General features: G+C 37.7%; 20 protein-coding genes. 6 read left to right on the forward strand and 14 right to left on the reverse strand.

What is annotated here, in order from left to right; translation table 11 throughout:
* Positions 1-10: 10 nt before the first annotated feature.
* On the reverse strand, positions 11-802 hold the full coding sequence (locus DKG77_RS00620) for a universal stress protein (RefSeq protein WP_109659204.1): 792 nt from the start codon (positions 800-802) through the stop codon (positions 11-13).
* Between the two features lie 191 nt (positions 803-993).
* Between DKG77_RS00620 and DKG77_RS00625 the strand changes: the two genes are divergently transcribed.
* The 3 genes from DKG77_RS00625 (at position 994) to DKG77_RS00635 (ending at position 3,611) form a co-directional block, all read left to right on the forward strand.
* A complete protein-coding gene (locus DKG77_RS00625; protein ID WP_109659205.1) occupies positions 994-1,953 on the forward strand; it encodes an ROK family protein in 960 nt (319 codons plus the stop codon).
* 125 nt (positions 1,954-2,078) lie between these two features.
* Positions 2,079-2,792, forward strand: a complete 714-nt coding sequence (locus tag DKG77_RS00630; protein ID WP_109659207.1) for a DUF2490 domain-containing protein — start codon at positions 2,079-2,081, stop codon at positions 2,790-2,792.
* 93 nt (positions 2,793-2,885) lie between these two features.
* Positions 2,886-3,611 (forward strand): energy transducer TonB, encoded by a 726-nt coding sequence (locus tag DKG77_RS00635; protein WP_109659209.1) that lies wholly within the window; start codon positions 2,886-2,888, stop codon positions 3,609-3,611.
* A gap of 62 nt (positions 3,612-3,673) precedes the next feature.
* Here DKG77_RS00635 and DKG77_RS00640 read toward each other — a convergent pair whose 3' ends face one another.
* Together DKG77_RS00640 and DKG77_RS00645 are read right to left on the reverse strand one after the other, a co-directional pair.
* Positions 3,674-4,870, reverse strand: a complete 1,197-nt coding sequence (locus tag DKG77_RS00640) for a succinylglutamate desuccinylase/aspartoacylase family protein (RefSeq protein ID WP_109659211.1) — start codon at positions 4,868-4,870, stop codon at positions 3,674-3,676.
* A gap of 1 nt (position 4,871) precedes the next feature.
* Positions 4,872-6,719, reverse strand: coding sequence for a CBS domain-containing protein (locus DKG77_RS00645; protein ID WP_109659213.1), 1,848 nt, complete (start codon positions 6,717-6,719; stop codon positions 4,872-4,874).
* Between the two features lie 159 nt (positions 6,720-6,878).
* Here DKG77_RS00645 and hemN point away from each other — a divergent pair, with 159 nt between their 5' ends.
* Both hemN and DKG77_RS00655 read left to right on the forward strand, forming a co-directional pair.
* On the forward strand, positions 6,879-8,237 hold the full coding sequence (hemN, locus tag DKG77_RS00650; protein ID WP_109659216.1) for an oxygen-independent coproporphyrinogen III oxidase: 1,359 nt from the start codon (positions 6,879-6,881) through the stop codon (positions 8,235-8,237).
* Positions 8,238-8,254: 17 nt separating this feature from the next.
* On the forward strand, positions 8,255-9,076 hold the full coding sequence (locus DKG77_RS00655; protein WP_109659217.1) for a universal stress protein: 822 nt from the start codon (positions 8,255-8,257) through the stop codon (positions 9,074-9,076).
* 83 nt (positions 9,077-9,159) lie between these two features.
* Here DKG77_RS00655 and DKG77_RS00660 read toward each other — a convergent pair whose 3' ends face one another.
* The 11 genes from DKG77_RS00660 to DKG77_RS00710 all read right to left on the reverse strand — a co-directional run bounded on the left by DKG77_RS00660 (position 9,160) and on the right by DKG77_RS00710 (position 20,079).
* Positions 9,160-9,597, reverse strand: a complete 438-nt coding sequence (locus DKG77_RS00660; RefSeq protein WP_243414766.1) for a ClbS/DfsB family four-helix bundle protein — start codon at positions 9,595-9,597, stop codon at positions 9,160-9,162.
* Positions 9,598-9,670: 73 nt separating this feature from the next.
* A complete protein-coding gene (locus DKG77_RS00665; protein WP_109659219.1) occupies positions 9,671-10,945 on the reverse strand; it encodes an acetyl-CoA hydrolase/transferase family protein in 1,275 nt (424 codons plus the stop codon).
* A gap of 11 nt (positions 10,946-10,956) precedes the next feature.
* Entirely contained in the window at positions 10,957-11,667 is a 711-nt protein-coding gene (locus DKG77_RS00670; RefSeq protein ID WP_109659221.1) for a sulfite exporter TauE/SafE family protein, read from the reverse strand.
* Positions 11,668-11,670: 3 nt separating this feature from the next.
* Positions 11,671-12,117 (reverse strand): FixH family protein, encoded by a 447-nt coding sequence (locus DKG77_RS00675; protein ID WP_109659223.1) that lies wholly within the window; start codon positions 12,115-12,117, stop codon positions 11,671-11,673.
* 11 nt (positions 12,118-12,128) lie between these two features.
* Positions 12,129-13,538, reverse strand: coding sequence for a cytochrome c oxidase accessory protein CcoG (gene ccoG / locus DKG77_RS00680; RefSeq protein WP_109659225.1), 1,410 nt, complete (start codon positions 13,536-13,538; stop codon positions 12,129-12,131).
* 77 nt (positions 13,539-13,615) lie between these two features.
* Entirely contained in the window at positions 13,616-14,569 is a 954-nt protein-coding gene (locus DKG77_RS00685; RefSeq protein ID WP_109659227.1) for a cbb3-type cytochrome c oxidase N-terminal domain-containing protein, read from the reverse strand.
* 4 nt (positions 14,570-14,573) lie between these two features.
* The gene (locus DKG77_RS00690) at positions 14,574-14,759 is read right to left on the reverse strand and encodes a CcoQ/FixQ family Cbb3-type cytochrome c oxidase assembly chaperone (RefSeq protein ID WP_109659229.1); all 186 of its coding nucleotides are present in this window, start codon (positions 14,757-14,759) and stop codon (positions 14,574-14,576) included.
* A gap of 24 nt (positions 14,760-14,783) precedes the next feature.
* Entirely contained in the window at positions 14,784-16,964 is a 2,181-nt protein-coding gene (gene ccoN / locus DKG77_RS00695; protein WP_109659231.1) for a cytochrome-c oxidase, cbb3-type subunit I, read from the reverse strand.
* A 2-nt stretch (positions 16,965-16,966) separates the two neighbouring features.
* Positions 16,967-17,176 carry a cbb3-type cytochrome oxidase assembly protein CcoS gene (gene ccoS, locus DKG77_RS00700; protein ID WP_109659233.1) on the reverse strand — a complete coding sequence of 70 codons (210 nt, stop codon included), beginning with the start codon at positions 17,174-17,176 and terminating at the stop codon, positions 16,967-16,969.
* Between the two features lie 58 nt (positions 17,177-17,234).
* Positions 17,235-17,696, reverse strand: coding sequence for a hypothetical protein (locus DKG77_RS00705; RefSeq protein ID WP_243414768.1), 462 nt, complete (start codon positions 17,694-17,696; stop codon positions 17,235-17,237).
* 7 nt (positions 17,697-17,703) lie between these two features.
* Positions 17,704-20,079, reverse strand: coding sequence for a heavy metal translocating P-type ATPase (locus tag DKG77_RS00710; RefSeq protein ID WP_109659237.1), 2,376 nt, complete (start codon positions 20,077-20,079; stop codon positions 17,704-17,706).
* A 120-nt stretch (positions 20,080-20,199) separates the two neighbouring features.
* On the opposite strand from DKG77_RS00710, the gene DKG77_RS00715 reads away from it, so the two are divergent.
* Positions 20,200-20,889 carry a Crp/Fnr family transcriptional regulator gene (locus DKG77_RS00715; protein WP_109659239.1) on the forward strand — a complete coding sequence of 230 codons (690 nt, stop codon included), beginning with the start codon at positions 20,200-20,202 and terminating at the stop codon, positions 20,887-20,889.
* Positions 20,890-20,928: the final 39 nt, after the last annotated feature.

Raw genomic sequence — 20,928 nt, forward strand, 5'->3', positions numbered from 1 at the left:
GTAATTGTCATCAATCCAGTGTTAAAACCGGAATCTCTGAATGCAAGGTCAACAGCTTTGTCAAACGCCCTTCTGAGGGTGAACTCAATTTTGTATGGTTTCTTGGCAAGATTGCCAACAGGTCTATATTTTTCTTGTTGATGTAGTCCAATATTCCTTCTTCCACATCTTGATTTTTACTAAAAGCGTGCTCTACATAGAAATGTTCCAAATAATACTCCAACAAGTTCTCAGTACTCTCAACAACAGATTTCTCAGCATAGACAGATTCTTTGTAAATGGTCAGCACATGAACTCTAGAGTTAAAAGTACGAGCAACATCCAAAAGTGTCTTAAGTACTTCTTTGTCATCGATCCTCTCATTTCCCATTACCAAGGCAATGTCCTTAGGCTCTTTAATTGCGCATCCAAAGGGTACGGATATCACAGGGCAATTAGCTTCTAAAACAAGTCTTGAGGTATTGGTTATAGCTTCATCGGTGCTTTTATCCCCCATGGTTCCCATGAGAATTAAATCAGTGTCATGTTCTTGCTGTTCTGCAAGAATTGTTTCGATGACATCTCCTGTAGCTGTAATAAATTCAGGTGGATTTTTTGACTTTTTCTTAAAAGACTTTACAATTTTTGAAAAATCAGTCTTTAACGTATTTTTTTCAGATTCTGATGTTGGCATGGACGACACATAGAGTGCAAGGATGCCTATAACCCTATTTGGACCAACAAAATTAACCGTGTACTCCAGGGCATTTATAGATGCCTCAGAAAAGTCAAACGGAACTAAAACTTTATCAATGTTACTCATACCTAAAAATTTAAATGATTAAAATCTTCAGTTCAAAAGTAAATCTGGCCTATGACCTAAAATATGACAGAAATCAGGTTTTAGACTTTTGGCCCAATAAAAACACCTTACCATAGGCTTTTCGCTCAAATCGAATGGAAAATTGCTTTGATATTGGCTATCTTTAAGTACAGTAATAAAACCTCTGGAACATGAATGTTGTTATAGGAATAGACATTGGCGGTACTAAAACAAAAATTGGATTGGTAGATGAAAAAGGGAAATGTCATATTAAAACATTTTTTAGAACCAGAGAATTTCCAGATTTAGATGACTACCTGGATAAAATAAAAAGTGTTTCAGACGAACTAGTTGAAAATCTTGATAAAAAGGTAACCATCTTGGGTTGCGGTATTGGTGCGCCAAATGCATCAAGTAAAAAAGGGACAATAGAAAATGCAAGCAATTTAGTTTGGAAAGGCAGTGTACCCATTCTTGAAAAGTTAAAAGAAAGAATGAACATACCTATGCGGATCATGAATGATGCCAGTGCGGCGGCATTAGGTGAAATGCTTTTTGGAGGAGGAAAAAAAATGACAGATTTTATAGTGATAACTCTGGGCACCGGTTTTGGTGCAGGCATTGTAGCAAATGGACAATTAATAGACGGCTACGATGGTTTTGCGGGTGAATTGGGCCATGTAGATATGACCATTGGAGATGGTAGATTGACAGGTTTGGGAGTCCGCGGTGGATTGGAAGCTTACGTATCTGCAACGGGCTTAAAACGCACCATTATGTATATGTTAAGCAAGTATTTGGTAGTTAGTAAGTTTAGAGGGATTTCGTATAATGATTTACATGGAGAAGATATTACAAAGGCTGCGGAAGAAGGAGATATAATTGCCCAAAGGGCGTTTGATTACACCGCAAAAATGATGGCGCAAGCTCTAGCTAACTTTACGGCCTTTACCCAACCCGAAGCCTTCATCTTAATGGGCGGCCTTACCAATAGCGGAAAGTGGATTATGGAGCCATTAGAGAGCTATTTTAATGAATATCTTCTGGAAGTGTACAAAGGCAAGGTAAAATTGTTAGAATCTAGCATGGACGGCAAAACAGCTGCCATTTGTGGGGCTGCCGCACTTATATGGGAAAATGAAAAATCATAGCCTACTCCAAATTATTTTCCTTTTTAAAATAAATATTTCAGGTTAAGCCCTATACCTGACAAGTATCATACTTTTTTGCACTAGTAAAAACAGAACTTTGCATATCAATATTCAAAGTACCTGCCATGGGGAACAATAAGCAATTTTATCATATTGTTTTTTTTGCAGCATTCTTCTCTCTCATAAATACTATCGTACATGGACAAGACAATAGTGAAAATAGGTCAGGTTCTTGGCTTGTTGTTGACGGCAATAACAAAATACACAAGAACTGGAGCATTCCCATTGTAGGTATTCTAAGACATCATGATATATTTGAAAAATATGAGTTCGCCTTCATTAGGACAGGTGTGACCTATCAATTTAATGACGCATCCACTTTTACGACCGGTATTGCTTTTTTAAGCTCAAAAAACTACTCAGGATCAGAAGATTTTAAAAATGCAACCCAGTTTTGGGTTTATGAACAATATACCTTAACATCAAAATCTAAAGGAAATATTATTTCCCATAGATGGAGGTTGGAAACCAGATGGAAAAAAAACGCTGACGAGCTTCACATAAACAATAGGATAAGGTACCGGTTCCAATACATGAAACCAATATATAAGAATATCCATATTAGATCTTTTAATGAACTTTTTTTCAACTTAGAGAGTCCTTTATTCAATCAGAACCGGTTTTATATTGGCTTAGGACAAACACTGTCCCCTTCCATTAAAATAGACATTGGCTATGTAAAAAACCATTTTAGCAATTCAGACCATGACGCCATCAGAATGTCCCTGACCTTCAAAACCGATTTTACAAAAAACGAAGTTGCTGAACTTGCAAACTAAAACGTTATTCATTTTTAACTTTCCAAACTGACTATTATCATATTTTTTGATTATCGACCTATCTAACTTTATATCAGTTAAATAAGAAAAGTCATGAAACCAAAAAAAAATCCAAACGTAGATATAGGGCGCAACAGTAGCCTCTATTTCATGATAGGCCTTACTTCCATATTGTTCGTTACATGGCAATCCTTCGAGGTAAAGACCTACGAAAAAGAATCCGAATTTATGGAAATTGCTCAGGTAACCGACGATCTTAAAGAGGATGTTCCCATTACGGAAATTGTAAGAACCACGCCTCCACCTCCACCTCCATCTGCACCAGATATTATTGAAATTGTGGAAGATGTGGAAGATGTGGAAGAAACGGTTATTGAAAGTACTGAAAGTAGTCAAGAAGTTTATATTGAAGATGCCGTTGTAAGGGTTGATGATATAGAAGTGGGAGAGGTTGAAGAAGAAGAAGTTGTTCCCTTTGCGGTCATTGAAAATGTTCCGGTGTTCCCTGGATGCGAGAACCTAAATACTGAAGAAGAACGCAAGGCTTGTTTTAGTAAAAAAGTACAGGAACACATTAAAGAGAATTTTAGATATCCACCAGCAGCCCTTGAAATGCGAATAACGGGCAAAGTATACGTTCAGTTTGTTATAGACTCCCAAGGAAGAGTAAAAAATATTGAAAAAAGAGGTCCCGACAGACTGTTGGAAAAGGAAGCGGTTAGAATAATAGCAGCTTTACCCACGGTAAAACCGGGAATACAAAGAGGGAAGCCTGTTAAAGTAAAATATGCTATCCCAATAAACTTTGTAGTGCACTAAAAGGCTGAAAGAACTAAAAAAGGAGGTCAACAAAAAGCAATGTTGACCTCTCTTTTTTTTGATTAAAACCAATCCGTATGCAAGTATTCGTCATTTTTGGAAGCAATTTCCCTGCTTTTAACCAGTAAATGTGTTTTGTCCAGTTGCCTTGCTCTGTACCCAAGCAAATGAAAAATGGATTTTGCCAGAAACCTCGCTACCCTTTGGTCTACCAACATTGCATCTTTTTTTAGAGATTCCCATTCTATACCAGGAAATTTTACCAATAAATGGTCCGCCTTTAACCTTCTAAGGCCTTTTGAAACCCATAAAAGTATTTTGGGGATAGATCTTATATAATAAAAACCTTCACTTCCTTGATTCTGATATAGGGGCATAAAAATTTGTCTGTTCCCTTTGGCCTTTAAAATATCGTCATTGTCCAAAGCAACCTCTTTTCCCTTTGGTATTTTCTGAAAATTGACGAATCCCGGTAACATCTTAAAATTATTGCCTTTCTTAATCGTATATTGATAATAGATTTCGTAAAATTTATTGGACACTTTACCTGATTTTAAAACTCCTTTATTGAGGAGTGTCAACTCACTTTTAGAGAAACCAACAGAAGTAGTAAGGGCTAAAGTCAAATTGATGAATTCAATACAATTATTGATGGCGCTTATCTCATCATGCTGACCACTCTCATACCCCAATGAAACATAGCCCAATTCATTGATAAAACTTAATAAAGCTCCTTCCAAATACTCTTCAATTCCTAAAATAATAGGGAGCGGGTAGTTAGAGGCAAACTTTCTGTTGAGCAGACTGTCGTTCAAGACAACAAACGGTGAGGTCTCACCTGAAGTAGTATGCAGGTCTATAAAATAAAAGGGAGCTGTACTTTCACCTATTATCTTGTTTAATAGATCATGTAATTCCAATAACTCATTTTCATCATCGTTCAACCGTGTGCGTTTTTGTTGAATATGGTTCATTTTCTTTGGTAACCAAATTCTATTCAAGTCTTCTTCAATAAATCTGGTTTGTTTTTCAAGCGCCCTCAAATTTCCAGCTATGGCATACACTTGGCCCAGAATAGGCCTTTGTTGAAGTTTTAATTCGCGCATAACATGTTTAAGCGCAAAAATCCCAGCAGGTTCATTGCCATGTATCCCTGCGAAAAAAACCACTGTAGGGCCATCTTTTTCCCCCTTCAAATGGCCTATAATACGTCCTATTTCCAACGTTTCGTTAAGGGCATTGCTGTACACTTTTGACATGCTATAAATCTACTTTGCTAATGATGCCCACCAAATTGGAACCTACACAGACAGGCAAACAACCAATTTGATAATCGTTCATTAACTTTTTTGCCGTTTCTATTTTAGTTCTTGGCTGCACAGTCACCACTTTTTTGATCATAAGTTCAGAAACCCTAGAGTCTCTTTTTTTATGGTTCTCATCCAAGCCTTCAATGTGACTCCAGGTTAAAAGGCCTGCCAATTCTCCTTTTTCATTTTCTACTGGTATATGATGAATGTTGTTCCATCTCATTATGGAGATAGCCAAATTGATATAATCATCCTCATATAGTTTCATGAGTTTTGTGGACATAATTTGGCCCACCCATTTGAATGACTCCTTTGACTTTATGGCTTCCTTTATTGATGGCCAAGTATGTACCGGTTTATTGGATTCTTGATTAGCATGCATAGCTTTGGTCAATTCCACCAAAACACTGTCCAACTTCATTTGCTTTCTTAGGCCTCTAAAATTTTCCACTTGCCATTCTGCTCCAGTGCCGTTTCTTGTTCTTGCCTCTATAATTCCCAATAATCTATTAATATCCCGGCTGTCTATATTGTATTTTTTTAAACCTTTGTATGCTATGGGGAGCAATTCATTGATAATGAGTTTTTTTAAGGTTATTGACTCTCCCAACCATGAAAGTACCGTTTGCCTGCCGGTTCTAGCTGACTTAATAAAATTCAGTTTTGCCTCTTTAAAATCCATTATGCTCGGGATATCATCAAATTTTTTGGGCCTACCTGCCATAAGACCCACCCAAAATGCGAAATTGGCTATTTCATCTATCATTGTGGGACCTGATGGAATGTATCGGTTTTCAATCCGCAAGTGAGGTTTTCGATTGCCCACACCATAACAAGGGCGGTTCCAGCGATATACTGTCCCATTGAAAAGATTCAATGCTTCAAGTTTTGGAATGGCACCATTTTTAATAACCTGTAATGAGCTTTTTTCTATTGGTTTGGTCAATACAATACGGTGAGAGGAAATATCTTCCTTAAAAATTTCGGTTACAGAATCCTTCTGCCAATGGCTTCCAAAGCCTACTCTGGCAACTTGTTCCTTTAGTGCATAACTCCATTTTCTAGTATCCAAACTTTGTTGAAACAGTGCTATACGGGTCTCTTTCCATAGTTCCCTTCCCATTAATAGGGGGGAATTACAACAAATTCCCAACACAGGGCCAGCAATGGCCTGAGACCAATTATAGCTCTTTATAAAATCTCCTGGAGAAATCTGTAAATGAAGTTGAAAACTGGTATTGCAAGCTTCAAAAAGTACAGAATCATGACGAAGTGTCAATTCATCCACACCTCTTATTTTAAGGGCAAAATGATCTCCTCTAAAAGATTTTAAAACTTCATTTAATTTATAGTAACGTGGAATAGGGGTCATAAAATCTATCCCCAATTCATTTTTGCTAATAGTAGGCAAAATTCCTGTTAACAGAATATTCGCTCCCAGTTCATTTGCCTTGGTTTTTGCTTTGTTGAACAATGTTCGTAGTTGTTTCTCTACTGCAGCAAAACAATCATTCTTTAATTCGAATGGGTCTAAGTTTATTTCAACGTTATAGTTTGCCAATTCTGTGGTAAAATGAGAATCGTCAATACGCTTTAATAAATCTAGAGATTTCCCAGTAGGTCTAAAGTCTTTGTTCGTTAGGCACATTTCCTGCTCAGCACCTATCCTAACGATTCCATCCTCAATTAGATTTTGCTCCAGAAGAAGCTCCAGAGCTTCAATATCATCAAGCAGGTGCTGTACAAATGCTTTGCGCTCTCCCTGATCAAACTTACTTTTGGCAATATGTTCTCCCATGTTTAGGAACTTGGTATTTCTTACAATGAAATAAAGCTACGAAGTGCAAAAAACTTAAAATATGATACTTGTCATATGTAAGATTTACCCCCATACTGATAATTATCATGTTTTTTATTGATCTCCAAGGGTAATTTTGGTTTATATCACTATTAAATTATGTGTGAACTCGTTCAAAAATATAATGTGCCCGGACCTCGGTATACCAGTTACCCCACTGTTCCTTACTGGGATTTGGAGAGTTTCTCTGGTAAACTTTGGAAGGCAAGTATTTTAAAGGCCTTTAAAGAAAATCCAGAAGAAGGAATAAGTATCTATATACATCTTCCTTTCTGTGAAAGTATGTGTACTTTTTGCGGCTGCCATAAGCGTATCACAAAAAGACACGAACTTGAACTACCTTATATAAAAACGGTCCTTAAAGAATGGCAACTCTATTGTACCCTTTTGGGTTCTAAACCAATTATAAAGGAAATTCACCTTGGTGGGGGCACGCCAACTTTTTTCTCTCCAGAACACTTGAAAATGTTGGTAAAAGGAATTCTTAGGCTTGGCAAGAAAGCCAAAAATCCTGAGTTTAGTTTTGAAGGGCATCCAAACAACACCACAAAAGAACATTTGCAGGCTCTTTTTGATGTAGGTTTTAGAAGGGTCTGTCTTGGAGTGCAGGATTATAATGAAACTGTTCAGAAAGCCATAAATAGAATACAACCCTTTGAAAATGTAAAAAAAGTAACTGAATGGGCCAGGGAAATGGGGTATACTTCCGTTGGACACGATATTATTTATGGGCTTCCTTTTCAAACCATTGATGACGTAAAGGAAACCATTTTAAAGACCAATACCCTTAAGCCAGACCGGATAGCGTTTTATAGTTATGCTCACGTTCCATGGTTAAAAGGCAATGGTCAACGTGGGTATAAAGAAGCCGATCTACCCACTTCGAATGAGAAAAAAAACCAATACGAACTTGGGAAGAGAATGTTATCGGATTTTGGATATAAAGATGTTGGAATGGATCATTTTGCCCTAAGTACCGATAGCTTGTTTTCTGCAATGGTAAATGGAACTTTGCACCGAAACTTTATGGGATACACCTCTTCCAAAACCAAATTGATGATAGGTCTAGGAGCATCTAGCATTGGTGACAGTTGGTACGGGTTTGCACAAAATGTAAAAAGTGTAGAGGAGTATGAGCATTTGGTATCTCATAGCGTTATTCCTATTTTTAAAGGTCATATTTTAACCAAAGAAGATCAAATCATAAGAAAACATATCCTTAACCTTATGTGCCAGTTTGAAACAAGCTGGGAGCTAGGAGAAACAAGAATAAACGATTTTCAAAAAATTATCGAGAATCTATCCGAACTAGAATCTGATGGATTGGTCCAAATTGGAGCAAATCAAATTAAAGTTACCAAAAAAGGAAGGCCTTTTATTAGAAACATAAGCATGGCCTTTGACCTAAAATTATATCGAAAAAAACCAGAGACACGTTTGTTCTCTATGACAGTTTAATCCTAAAATCTAAACACATGAAAAGCATCATTGTACCTATTGATTTTTCAGAACAATCAGAAAAAGCCCTAAAAGTAGCGGCAGATATCGCAAAGCAGCATGATGCCGAGTTATTCATCCTGCATATGTTGGAACTTTCTCCAAGCATAATGAGCGAATCTGGTTATGTTGCACAAGAACAGGTGGTCCATCTAATACGAATGGGGGAACAGCGATTTACCGATTTTTTGGATAAACCTTATCTCAAAGGAATAAAAATGACTCCTATTATAAAACACTATAAAGTTTTTAGTGAGGTAGATGAGATAGCTAAAAAACATAACGCCGATTTAATAGTGATGGGGTCTCATGGTACCGATGGGTTACAGGAAATTTTTATAGGATCCAATACAGAACGTGTGGTGAGAAGTTCAGAAATTCCTGTACTTGTAATCAAAGGGGATACTAAAAAATTCCAATTGGAACGATTTGTATTCGCTTGTGACTTTAAAGAAGAAAACATTCCTGCATTAAAAAAAGCATTAGAAATTGCAAACCTCTTTAAGTCCAAGCTTTATCCTGTTTACATTAATACACCAGGTGATGAATTCTTAAGTACAGAGGATACTTATACTAGAATTTCCAAACTTTTAAATATTGCCAAACTAGGGTTAGAAGTTAAAATATACAATGACTACACCGTGGAAAAAGGAGTCTTAAACTATAGCGAAACCGTTGCTGCCGACCTTATTGGGATACCAACTCATGGCAGAAAGGGATTATCGCACTTCTTCATGGGGAGCATTGGTGAGGATATTGCCAACCACTCAGATACCCCAGTGATAACATTTAAAATATAACTAATTGCATTTTTTTGATTGGTTTTTATTGCAATTTAAAAAGAAAGGGAAGCTATAAATAGCTTCCCTTTTTATCTGGAACTTTACTTTTTGCCTTTTTTGATAAGTTTATGGGCCCAATCATAATGGCTTGATAAAACACCAATGATATAAGCTCCCATGGCATTGTTCCCTGTCCAACCATAATATTTTCGCTCAAACAACTCTTTATTGGAATGGCCGGCTACCAAGTTCATTACTTCAGTATGTGAGGTCTTGAATTTTTCTCTGATCTCATCCAAGCCCATGTCCTTATAGCGTTCATAGATTTTCTTGTTTAAATCAGGCAAAGTACGCCAGTTATAGCCTTTAGCCGGAATATGAGGGTTCTCACCTTTCATTCCTACCTCATACCAATTCAAAAACATTAAATGCCAATGATGTAGATGCCCTAGAACGTCCCTTATGTTTCTATTCATTGTTCCTTTAGGGAAATCTTTATTTTGCTCTGTGGTAGAAAAAGAATCAATAAAATCATTCAATTTCTTGTAGTTGGCAAGACTTTTAGTTCTTTCAACTCTTCTTTTGTCTTGGGTCTTGGCATTGGATTGTTATTTATCCCCTCCCATTAAATCTTTCATAAGCAGCCTTCTCCAAAACTTCTTTATGGTCCGGATGGGCTATTGATATTAATGCACGTGCACGTTGCTGTAAATTTTTTCCGTAGAGGTTTACCACTCCATGTTCTGTAGCTACATGGTGAATATGGGCTCGAGTGGTTGTAACACCTGCTCCTTCTTTTAGAAAAGGAACAATTTTGGAGGTGCCTTTTTTAGTAACCGATGACATTGCAAAAATGGGTTTTCCTCCATCTGAAAGTGAAGCGCCTCTAATAAAATCCATTTGACCACCTACGCCAGAAAATTGATAACTGCCAATGGTATCGGCACATACTTGCCCTGTTAAGTCAATCTCAATGGCACTGTTTATGGCTGTAACTTTTGGGTTTCTCCTTATTCTTGCGGTATCATTGGTATATCCTGAATCCCTAAAGTCACATATTGGGTTATCATCAATAAAATCATACAGCTTTCTGGACCCAACGGCAAAACAACTTACAATTTTACCGTTCTTCACTATTTTTTCTTCTCCAGTAATTACACCACTTTCAATAAGTGGCAGAACCCCATCAGAAAACATTTCCGTATGAATTCCTAACCGCTTGTGATTGTTCAGATTGTCCAGTACTGCATTGGGAATGTTACCAATCCCCATTTGTAATGTTGCTCCATCTTCAATTAAAGAGGCCACATTTACCCCTATTTTATGCTCTAGGTCCGAAATGACACCGGCTTCATGTTCATGAATAGGTCTATTTACCTCAGTCGCAAATTCAATTTGATCAATATGTATAATTCCTGTTCCGTGTGTTCTTGGAACGAATGGGTTTATCTGAGCGATAATCTTTTTAGCTGTTCTAATAGCAGGTAGGGCAACATCCACTGAAACTCCTAGAGAACAATATCCATGCTTATCTGGACTTGAAACCTGAACTATAGCAACATCCAATGGTAAAATATTTCTTTTGAACAACCATGGGATTTCACTTAGAAATATGGGAATGTACCCAGCATCAGGAGTATTAACACTTTTCCTTACATTACCTCCTACAAAGCAAGAATTCAAGGTAAAAGCATCTATGTATGGTTCTTGGGTATATTTGGCATCCCCTTCTGTATGGATGGAAATAATCTCAACATTTTTTAACTCCCTATAACGCTCACAAAGTGCATTAATAAGTTCATTGGGGGTCATGGCCGCACCTTGTAAAAAGACGCGATCGCCTGACTTGACCACATTTACTACTTCTTCTGCCGATGTTATTTTCACTTATAATTATTTTAAGGTTGATGACATTCTATAGTTGCTGATGCTGAATTAGGTGGAGCAGGTTTTGGTGAAACATATGGAATTCCCAACCCTAGGCCCCTAATAATAAATAGGACTCCAACAAGCATCACAAATACGGGGACCAATTTTTTAATTTTTGATTTAATGGGATTGCCAAACAATCCCTTGGAATAGACGACCAAGCTCATTAATGGAATAGTTCCTGCTCCGAATAGGACCATATAAAGACCTCCTTGCAGAGAGTTTCCAAAAGCCAGGGCACCCAGCAACGCCATATAAACCAAACCACAAGGTAGAAATCCATTCAAAAAACCAATGGTCAAAAACGCATCTGGGGTCTTCTTCTTTAGTTCTGATCCAAGTTTTGATTTCACTCTTCCCAAAACGGCATATATTGGTTTTGAAAGTCTGTATTGGTTAAAATACCTGGCTGGAACTATCACCAAAAGAATCATGACTATTCCAACTCCAATAGACAGTTTTTGCTGCATACCAAAAATGGACAGCCCTTTACCCAAAAAGCCAAAAAGCACTCCAATAATTCCATAAGCAAGGAGTCTACCAGTATGGTAAATAAACAGTTGTGTTGCTTTTTTTACTTTGTTATCTCTATCCAACGGAAGTAAAAAAGCAATGGGTCCGCACATGCCCAAACAGTGCAAGCTTCCCAAAAACCCCAATACCATTGCAGATAGTAGCATATTCTAATAGACTAATTTCTCTTTATGTAAAAAAGTTTTACCTTGATATTGCCATTTTACAGTAATGTCCCAACGACCGTCCACCAAGCTATTGTCAGGTATGAGCAAATGTGTTTTGGACAAACTTATAGGAAAGTCAATATCCAAATGCTTGTTAGACGGTCTATAAAGGGACACTGTGCCTGTTATATGTTCAGGGGCAAACTTTTCTGGAAAAAAGATGGTCATTCCCTCTTTAGATTTTACAAATTTTAGTTTTGCTTGCATCTCCAATGCTGATTTGGATGCATCAATTTCGTTTTGATAGGCCAGTTCCTGTTTGTAATACTCTTCTGTGACCAAATCATGATTAGCGCTGTTATCTGTGCTCATTCTCACCACAAAATATAATATGAAACTAATGAATGCCACAAAAGCCAATACTATTCCCGTTCCCCAATTTATTTTCATAGCACTATATTTTAATGATAACTTCTTGGTGCCAAAAATTGGGTTGTTGTGGTCTCAATAAGTTTTTCACCATTATAAACCCCAATTTTCAACTTATCCTTATCTCCGGTCAATGCGGAGCTATTAATTTCTATAAACAATGTTCCTTCGGCAATTTCCTCGGCAGGCACTTTGAAACTGTCCTGAGATACCATTTTAATCTCTCCTTTATGGGATAACAACTTAAAGCTAACGTTGTCTACATCCTTAGAAGTTTTGTTTACCAATTTATAGGTATATACATTACTGATCATATTATTGGCCTTTCTTTCATACAACTGCCCAGGCAACCTCAAAATATTTGCCTCCAGTTCATTTCTAAGAAAAAGCATCCCAATTAAAATGCCTGTCAAAACGACCAACACGGCTGTATACCCTTTCATTCTAGCCGTGAATTTGAACTTGGCCTTTTTGTTTATTTCGTCCTCACTTGCATAACGAATCAATCCCCTTGGTTTTTTAATACTATCCATAATATGATCGCATTCGTCAATACAAGCTGTACAATTGACGCATTCCAATTGGGTACCATTACGAATATCAATTCCTGTAGGGCAAACATTTACACATTGAAAACAATCTATGCAATCTCCATGACCCAAAGCGTCTCTATCCTCGTTCTTTCGGAATTTTTTACGCCCGTTGTCTCCTTCTCCACGTTTATGGTCATATGCCACAACTATGGATTTGTTATCCAAAAGCACACCCTGTAATCTTCCGTAAGGGCAAGCAATAATGCAGACCTGTTCACGAAACCATGCAAACACAAAATAGAAAACCGCAGTAAAAATCAATAAGGGAATCATTGTACCCATATGGGCCAAAGGTCCATCAAAAACATATCTGATCAACTTATCACTTCCTATGAGATAGGCCAGAAAAACATTGGCTATCAAAAATGAAATGATAAAAAAGATGGTCCATTTTAAGACTCTCTTACGAATTTTTTTACCGTTCCAAGGTGACCTGTCCAGTCTTATTTGTGCTCCCCGATCTCCATCTATCCAATACTCAATTCTTCGAAAGACCATTTCCATGAAAATGGTCTGTGGACACATCCATCCGCAGAAAATTCGTCCATAAGCAACCGTAAAAAGAGCAACAAAAATTACACCTGCCAACATTGAAACTACAACAAGATGAAAATCTTGCGGCCAGAAAGGAAACCCAAAGATATTGAACCTTCTTTCCAGTACGTTGAACATTAAAAACTGATTGCCGTTTATCTTAATAAAAGGCGAAGCAACTAAAAAGAGTAAGAGTCCATAGCTTACGTATTTACGGTACTTAAAAAACCGTCCACTTGGCTTTTTAGGAAAAATCCAAGCTCTTTTTCCATCTTCAGCTATCGTTCCTATGGAATCCCTAAAATTCTCTTCCATTGCAATTCGTTGTTAACGCTTATTTGATCTTACCTTTTCTTAAGACCCAAGCCTAAGAAGACAGTTCGACAACTATATTAGTTCATCGCTACATCTGTGGAATCAGAAACTTGCTCCATGGGAGCTTCTTCAATAATTTCTTCTGATTCTGGAGCATCTGGGTCCACCCAAATCTCCCCTTCCGGAGCCTTTGGATTTGCCGCAGTTGTACCACCCAATGTTAATATGTAACTTGCTACTTGGGCCATTTCCAATGGTTTTAAACTTTGTTTCCAGGCTATCATACCCTTACCGTCTCGTCCTCCTTCAGAAATGGTATTGAATACATTTTTGATGCCCCCTCCCAAAATCCAATATTCATCTGTTAGGTTGGGACCAATTCCCCCTCCTCCATCAGCCATATGACAGGCTACACAACTTGTGGCAAATATCTTTTCACCAGCACTTAAATCCGCAGCTTCGGACAAAAATTCCACGGTATTTACATCTACTAAATCCTTTGCCGTCTTCTTATACTCTTCTATGGCAATTTTAGCAGCAGCAACTTCTTGTTCGTATTCCAGTTTTTGGTCATAGTCGCCAGCAACATGAAAACGTATAAGGTATACTACCCCAAAAATGATAGTGGCATAAAATAGATACACCCACCAAGGTGGCAAAACGTTGTCCAGCTCCCTAATCCCATCATAGTTATGGTCGAGAATTATTTCGCCTTCTTTCTCAATTTCCCTTGTTTTGGTTAGCCGTTTGTACATCTTCTTTGCCCATGTCCATTCCCTTTTCTTGGCTTTGGACTCAAGGTAACGCTCTTTTGCTTCTGGTGAAAGCGTTTGGAACATTACGTTTTCAATAGAACTTAGAATCAGTTCTATAGCAATCAATATCATCAATACCATTAGCATAAAAAATTGCGTAATCGGGTATTCGATGATTGCTGGTTTTTCACCAGAATCTATAAAGTATTCCATTAATCCGAAGATTATGAAGAATAGCAGCGGAATACGTATCCACCAAGGTGTTCTTGTGCTCATAATGCTATAGTTTGTTTTGTTGATCGTTATCTAAAGGCAATTCTGCCATCTCTTTTATATGTGCTTTGGTAGCTGTAAATACCCACCAAAACAGCAGGACAAAAAACACAAAGAATATTAACAAGGATATCATGGGATAGCTTGCAATCCCTTCTATGCTTTCCATATGGTTTTTTACAAATTTCAACATGGCTTATTTGTTTTGAGAGTGTATTTATTCTGCTTCTTTCACCTTAATGTCTGTACCTAACCGCTGCAAATAGGCAATCAATGCAACAATTTCTCTATCACGCATTTCTACAAAATCTTCTCCATTTTCTTGCGCATATTTTTTATCGGCTTCATAAGTTCTTTCAAACTCTGGGTCTGTATAAAGGTTCTTTTCTATTTGTATAGCTTGATCTGCCATAGACTGCGGAGCGTTAGCTATATCCTCATCTGTATAGGGAACACCCAATTTGACCATAGCTTCCATTTTGTTCTGTACCGCACTTCTATCGTGTTCGTTTAAAACCAACCACTGGTATGCAGGCATAATGGAACCTGATGATGTGCTCTGGGGGTCATACATATGACTTAGGTGCCAGTTGTCTGAATACTTGCCACCAACCCGTAATAAATCCGGCCCCGTTCGTTTACTTCCCCAAAGGAAAGGGTGGTCATAGACAAACTCTCCTGCTTTGGCGTACTCCCCATAACGTTCTACCTCACTTCTAAAAGGCCTGATCATTTGGGAATGGCAGCCCACACAACCTTCCCGGATGTATAAATCCCGTCCTTCGAGCTCTAAAGGTGTATATGGTTTTACACTGGTTATGGTTGGAATGTTGGATTTTACCAAAATGGTAGGTACGATTTGGATAATTCCTCCTATTAAAATGGCAATTGTTGCCAAAATTGTCAATTGAACAGGTCTGCGTTCCAACCAATTGTGGAAGGTTTCGCCAGCAACCCTTCTTTTAGAGACTCTTGTCAAGGCAGGCGCTTCGGCCAATTCATCCTCCACTGAGCTTCCTTTTCTAATGGTAACAATGACATTGTACACCATGATCAACATACCTACAAGGAACATGGTACCCCCTATGGCACGCATCCAATACATGGGTATTATTTGAGTTACGGTTTCCAAAAAGTTTCCGTAAACCAATGACCCATCTGGATTAAACTCTTTCCACATAAGGGCCTGAGTAAATCCTGCCACGTACATTGGCAATGCATATAGGATAATCCCCAAAGTGCCAATCCAAAAATGCAAGTTTGCCAATCCCTTTGAGTACAGGGTTGTTTTGAACATTTTAGGCACCAACCAATAAATCATACCAAAGGTCAAGAACCCGTTCCAAGCTAGTGCCCCAACGTGTACGTGAGCAATAATCCAATCGCTAAAGTGGGCAATGGCATTTACATTTTTAAGGGATAGCATAGGACCTTCAAATGTGGCCATACCATAACCTGTAATGGCAACAACCATAAATTTTAAAGTGGCATCGGTTCGTACTTTGTCCCAAACACCTCTTAGAGTCAACAATCCATTGATCATACCACCCCAAGATGGAGCAATCAACATAATGGAGAAAACAACTCCAAGGTTCTGGGCCCAATCTGGTAGGGAAGAATATAACAAATGGTGAGGTCCTGCCCAGATATAGATGAATATCAATGACCAAAAATGGACAATGGAAAGACGGTATGAATATATAGGCCTATTAGCAGCTTTAGGAACAAAGTAATACATCAATCCCAAAAACGGTGTGGTTAAAAAGAAGGCCACAGCATTATGTCCATACCACCATTGCACTAGTGCATCTTGTACACCGGCGTATACAGAATAACTTTTCAACGCTGCTACGGGCAACTCTAAACTATTAAAAATATGCAGTACCGCTACGGTAACAAATGTTGCTAGGTAGAACCATATTGCAACGTAGAGGTGGCGCTGTCTTCTTTTTAAGATGGTTGCAATCAAGTTCCAACCAAAAACGACCCAAACTATTGCGATAGCTATATCTATAGGCCATTCCAATTCTGCATACTCTTTTGAGGTGGTGTACCCCAAAGGCAGTGTAATGGCAGCTGCCACAATAATCAATTGCCAACCCCAAAAATTAAAATTGCTCAGAAAATCACTGAACATTCTTGCTTTTAACAATCGTTGCGTGGAGTAATAGACCCCTGCAAAGATGGCGTTCCCTACAAATGCAAAAATTACAGCATTGGTATGTAATGGGCGTAGCCGCCCAAAACTCAGCCATGAAATACCATCGGTGATATTGGGAAACAAAAACATAAATGCCAGCAGAAGTCCTACTAGCATTCCAACAACGCCCCATAGCATGGTGGCATATAAAAACTTTTGTACGATTTTATTATCGTAACTAAATTGTTGTATTTCCATATTTATTGGTTTGTACTTTTAGTTAGTTTGATTTCTTTATTTTCGGGTTCTTCTTTATCTAAATCAGGTAACAATTCATCCTCAAAAAGCATGCGGACAGATGGTGTATACGAATCATCATACTGCCCTCTTTTGACTGAAAAGACAAAGGCAGCAAAAAAGACCAGCGCAACAGAAATGCTTATGGCCAATAACACATATATAACACTCATACCTATTTTAATTAAGCGTAAAACTACACTGCCCTTTTTGCGAAAAAAATGACATATATCAGCTTTTTTTATTTATTCTTTTCTTTTCCAAAGGCGCTTTTTTTCCCATTGTTATCAAGGCCGCCACAATGACAAAGTTTTTACCGATGTATTGCCCTAAAAGTGTTGGCACCAATGGAGGTTCTTGAAATGACTCTAAAGGAAACAACAATAGCGGCGTAAATGTTAGGGTCATATGACAAAGAGCCACTATTATGATGGTTCTTCTCCATAGATTGAACAACAAAAAAATGCCAATTCCCACTTCTAAAATGGCCAGGAGAATTATCGACAAAGAATCAGAAATAAAACCAAATGTTAGTTCATGAATTGTGTTTTTTGCCAAATTTTCTGCAGGGCTTAAAGCTGGAAAAAACTTCAAGCTTCCAAACCACAAATAAATTACCCCAATACTGATGGCCATTAAATTCGACTCAATCACATTTTTAAGACTTCCTACTATTTTCTTTGCCGACATCATCAGGGTTTTATGGTTTTAATCTTTTTCCAATCATATTGGTCATAAGCGTTGTAAAGATCACTATGCTAATAGAACTCAAGGGCATAAGTATTGCAGCAATAACAGGCTCTAACTGACCGGTAACCGCAAAATACAAACCAATAACGTTGTAGCACAATGAAAGTAGGAAACTGAGCTTTATTATTTGAATGGATTTTCTAGATAGCTTTAAAAAAACAGGAAGCTTGGTCAAATTTGAAGCATCCAAAATTGCATCACAAGCCGGTGAAAAAACATTTATATCCTCAGAAATGGAAACTCCTACATTACTTTGGGCCAACGCACCAGCATCGTTGAGTCCATCACCTACCATAAGTACATTATGATCTTTTTGTAGATGTTTTACATAATCTAGTTTATCCTTGGGCTTTTGATTAAACAGTAAATTGGTTTTAGATGGCAATATATCTTGCAATTGTTTTCTTTCTCCATCATTGTCACCCGATAATATTCCAATGTTCATGGTTTTACCTAAAGTGACGAAAAGGTCTTCCACCCCATCCCTATATTTATTCTTAAATACAAACCGCCCTTTGAAATCCTCATCAGAACTAATGTAAACTGCCGTATCGGATGCGGCATTTGGCATGGATTCACCAATGTAACTGGCAGAACCTGCTTTAATGGAATGTTTGTTCAGCTTTCCTTCCACTCCTTTGCCCGTATGTTCTTCAAATTCATCAAGAGTCATAATAGCATTGGATTTCAATATTTCGTATAATGACCTACTAAGTGGGTGGTTTGATGATCGTAATGTGGTTTTCAGCAATGCTGTTTCCGCTTTGGTCAATTCAATCCCTTCATATAGAATAGCATCTTTTGTGGTGGTGGTGATAGTTCCTGTTTTATCGAATATTGCAGTATCAATTTTGGATAACCGCTCTATAACATTTGTGTTTTTTAAGTAGAATTTGTGCTTGCCAAATATGCGCAGCATATTACCCAAGGTGAATGGTGCCGCAAGGGCAATTGCGCAGGGGCAGGCGATTATGAGCACTGCAGTAAAAACATTTAGGGCCATACTTGGCATATAGAACAACCAAAACAGAGTTGACAGAATGGCAACGCTCAAAACCCCAATGGTAAAACGTTTTCCAATACTGTCTGTTAGTGTTTGAAAAGCGGTAATCTTATCTTTTTCAAAAACTGAATTACCCCACAACTGGGTGAGATAGCTTTGAGATACTGATTTTACGACCTCAATCTCCAAAACCCCAGAAAGTTGTTTGCCGCCCGCAAAAAGTTTTTCTCCTGACTCTTTAAGGACTGCATTGGATTCTCCTGTTACAAAACTGTAATCTATTTCTGCGTTACCCTTGATCAAAATACTGTCTACGGGTATAATTTCCATATTCCTGATCAAAATCCTGTCGCCAGCCTTAATCTTATAGATTTGAACATTTTCTTCCTCCCCTTCTGCATTCAATCTTGTTACGGCAATGGGAAAATAGGATTTATAATCTCTTTCAAAAGATAGAAATGAATAGGTTTTTTGTTGAAAAAACTTTCCTAATAAAAGGAAGAACACCAATCCGGTTAAACTATCAAAAAAACCAGATCCCAAATCAAAAATAATGTCGACCGTGCTCCTTAAAAACAAGGTTAAAATCCCTAATGCAATAGGAACATCTATGTTCAATAATTTAGAGCGCAGTCCCTTATATGCCGAAATAAAATAATCTCTTCCTGCATAAAACACCACTGGTAACGAAAAGGCAAACATTAACCAACGGAACACGGGCTTATATTGATCTAACCAAAATTCCTCAACCTCAAAATATTCTGGAAAAGAGAACAACATTACATTGCCAAAGGCAAAACCTGCAACACCCAGTTTATAGATAAGTGAGCGGTCCACTTTGGTATTTTTCTTATTATACTCTTCTAAAGAAATATAAGGTTCATAGCCAATAGCACTTAAAAGCAAAACAAGTGCTTTCAAAGAAAAATCTTCAGATTTATAGGTGACGCGAATAGTTTTCTTAGGAAAATCCACCTGTGAATTGGTAATTGAGGAATGTAAACGATTTAGGTTTTCCAATACCCAAATACAAGAGCTACAATGAATGGATGGAATGCTCAAATTGACCACTTGCACCCCTTCTTCATTAAACTCCACCAATTTTTCAACAATGTCCTTGTTACCTAGAAAATCGTACTTCTGTCTAATTTCGTTGGGAGCTGTACCGGCCCGTTCCTCAATATCATAAAAATTGGATAGGCCGTTAGTTGTGAAAATTTCATAGACTGTCTTGCAACCATTACAACAAAACTCCTTTTCATCAAAAAGAACCCTTGTGCGATTGCAATCATCACCACAATGATAACATCTTATGTTTGTCATTTACATTTGCTTTACCCAAGACAAAATTGTGACACAATTTGTTTTAAAAATATGACATTTATCAGTTCTTTTTCAATACCTTAGGTTTAATTTTGTGACCATCAGGTAAATCAATCAGTTATGGAGAGCAGATGTGAAAATTGCATCGTAAGACAGTTCAATTCGCTTAGAGCCATGAGCAAGGACGAATTGAAACAGGTATCCGACTCTAAGACCACCAAAGCAGTCAAAAAAGGAGAGCCCCTTTTTGAGGAAGGCGAAAAATTGAATGGAGTTTATTGTGTTCGTAATGGTGTTTCCAAACTGTCCAAACTCAGCGCAAACGGTAAAGACCAAATTGTAAAGTTGGCCACTAAAGGTGAAGTACTTGGACAGCGGTCCGTAATAGCTGAAGAATGTACAAATCTTTCTGCGATTGCTGTTAACGATATGGAAGTCTGTTTCATTCCCAAAGAAAGCATCAACAACACATTACAAAAGAATCCAAATTTTACACTTGAGGTACTGCGTCATATGGCGCACGATTTAAAGGAAGCAGATGACGTTATTGTAAATATGTCTCAAAAAACGGTAAAACAACGTATTGCCGAAGCTTTCCTGTATCTAAAAAATAACTTTGGTGAAGATGACGAAGGGTTTTTGGCTCTTACACTTTCAAGAGAAGATATCTCAAATGTTGTTGGCACAGCAACAGAATCCGCTATCCGAATTATTTCAGAATTCAAGAAAAAAGGATTCATTCACACTTCCGGTAAAAAAGTGGGCATAAAAAATGAACGCAAGTTATTAGAACTGGTGGAAGGCTTTTAAAACCACCCTATTCTAAAAGCTGATAATTGTCATAGAATC

This window comes from Flagellimonas aquimarina, from assembly GCF_003149745.1.
In the GTDB taxonomy this organism is placed as follows: domain Bacteria; phylum Bacteroidota; class Bacteroidia; order Flavobacteriales; family Flavobacteriaceae; genus Flagellimonas; species Flagellimonas aquimarina.

Bases quoted from the DNA above. Each gene is read 5' to 3' on its own strand.
- DKG77_RS00620 (WP_109659204.1), bottom strand. From the start codon at position 802: ATGAGTAACATTGATAAAGTTTTAGTTCCGTTTGACTTTTCTGAGGCA.
- DKG77_RS00625 (WP_109659205.1), top strand. From the start codon at position 994: ATGAATGTTGTTATAGGAATAGACATTGGCGGTACTAAAACAAAAATT.
- DKG77_RS00630 (WP_109659207.1), top strand. From the start codon at position 2,079: ATGGGGAACAATAAGCAATTTTATCATATTGTTTTTTTTGCAGCATTC.
- DKG77_RS00635 (WP_109659209.1), top strand. From the start codon at position 2,886: ATGAAACCAAAAAAAAATCCAAACGTAGATATAGGGCGCAACAGTAGC.
- DKG77_RS00640 (WP_109659211.1), bottom strand. From the start codon at position 4,870: ATGTCAAAAGTGTACAGCAATGCCCTTAACGAAACGTTGGAAATAGGA.
- DKG77_RS00645 (WP_109659213.1), bottom strand. From the start codon at position 6,719: ATGGGAGAACATATTGCCAAAAGTAAGTTTGATCAGGGAGAGCGCAAA.
- hemN (WP_109659216.1), top strand. From the start codon at position 6,879: ATGTGTGAACTCGTTCAAAAATATAATGTGCCCGGACCTCGGTATACC.
- DKG77_RS00655 (WP_109659217.1), top strand. From the start codon at position 8,255: ATGAAAAGCATCATTGTACCTATTGATTTTTCAGAACAATCAGAAAAA.
- DKG77_RS00670 (WP_109659221.1), bottom strand. From the start codon at position 11,667: ATGCTACTATCTGCAATGGTATTGGGGTTTTTGGGAAGCTTGCACTGT.
- DKG77_RS00675 (WP_109659223.1), bottom strand. From the start codon at position 12,117: ATGAAAATAAATTGGGGAACGGGAATAGTATTGGCTTTTGTGGCATTC.
- ccoG (WP_109659225.1), bottom strand. From the start codon at position 13,538: ATGGAAGAGAATTTTAGGGATTCCATAGGAACGATAGCTGAAGATGGA.
- DKG77_RS00685 (WP_109659227.1), bottom strand. From the start codon at position 14,569: ATGAGCACAAGAACACCTTGGTGGATACGTATTCCGCTGCTATTCTTC.
- DKG77_RS00690 (WP_109659229.1), bottom strand. From the start codon at position 14,759: ATGTTGAAATTTGTAAAAAACCATATGGAAAGCATAGAAGGGATTGCA.
- ccoN (WP_109659231.1), bottom strand. From the start codon at position 16,964: ATGGAAATACAACAATTTAGTTACGATAATAAAATCGTACAAAAGTTT.
- ccoS (WP_109659233.1), bottom strand. From the start codon at position 17,176: ATGAGTGTTATATATGTGTTATTGGCCATAAGCATTTCTGTTGCGCTG.
- DKG77_RS00705 (WP_243414768.1), bottom strand. From the start codon at position 17,696: ATGATGTCGGCAAAGAAAATAGTAGGAAGTCTTAAAAATGTGATTGAG.
- DKG77_RS00710 (WP_109659237.1), bottom strand. From the start codon at position 20,079: ATGACAAACATAAGATGTTATCATTGTGGTGATGATTGCAATCGCACA.
- DKG77_RS00715 (WP_109659239.1), top strand. From the start codon at position 20,200: ATGGAGAGCAGATGTGAAAATTGCATCGTAAGACAGTTCAATTCGCTT.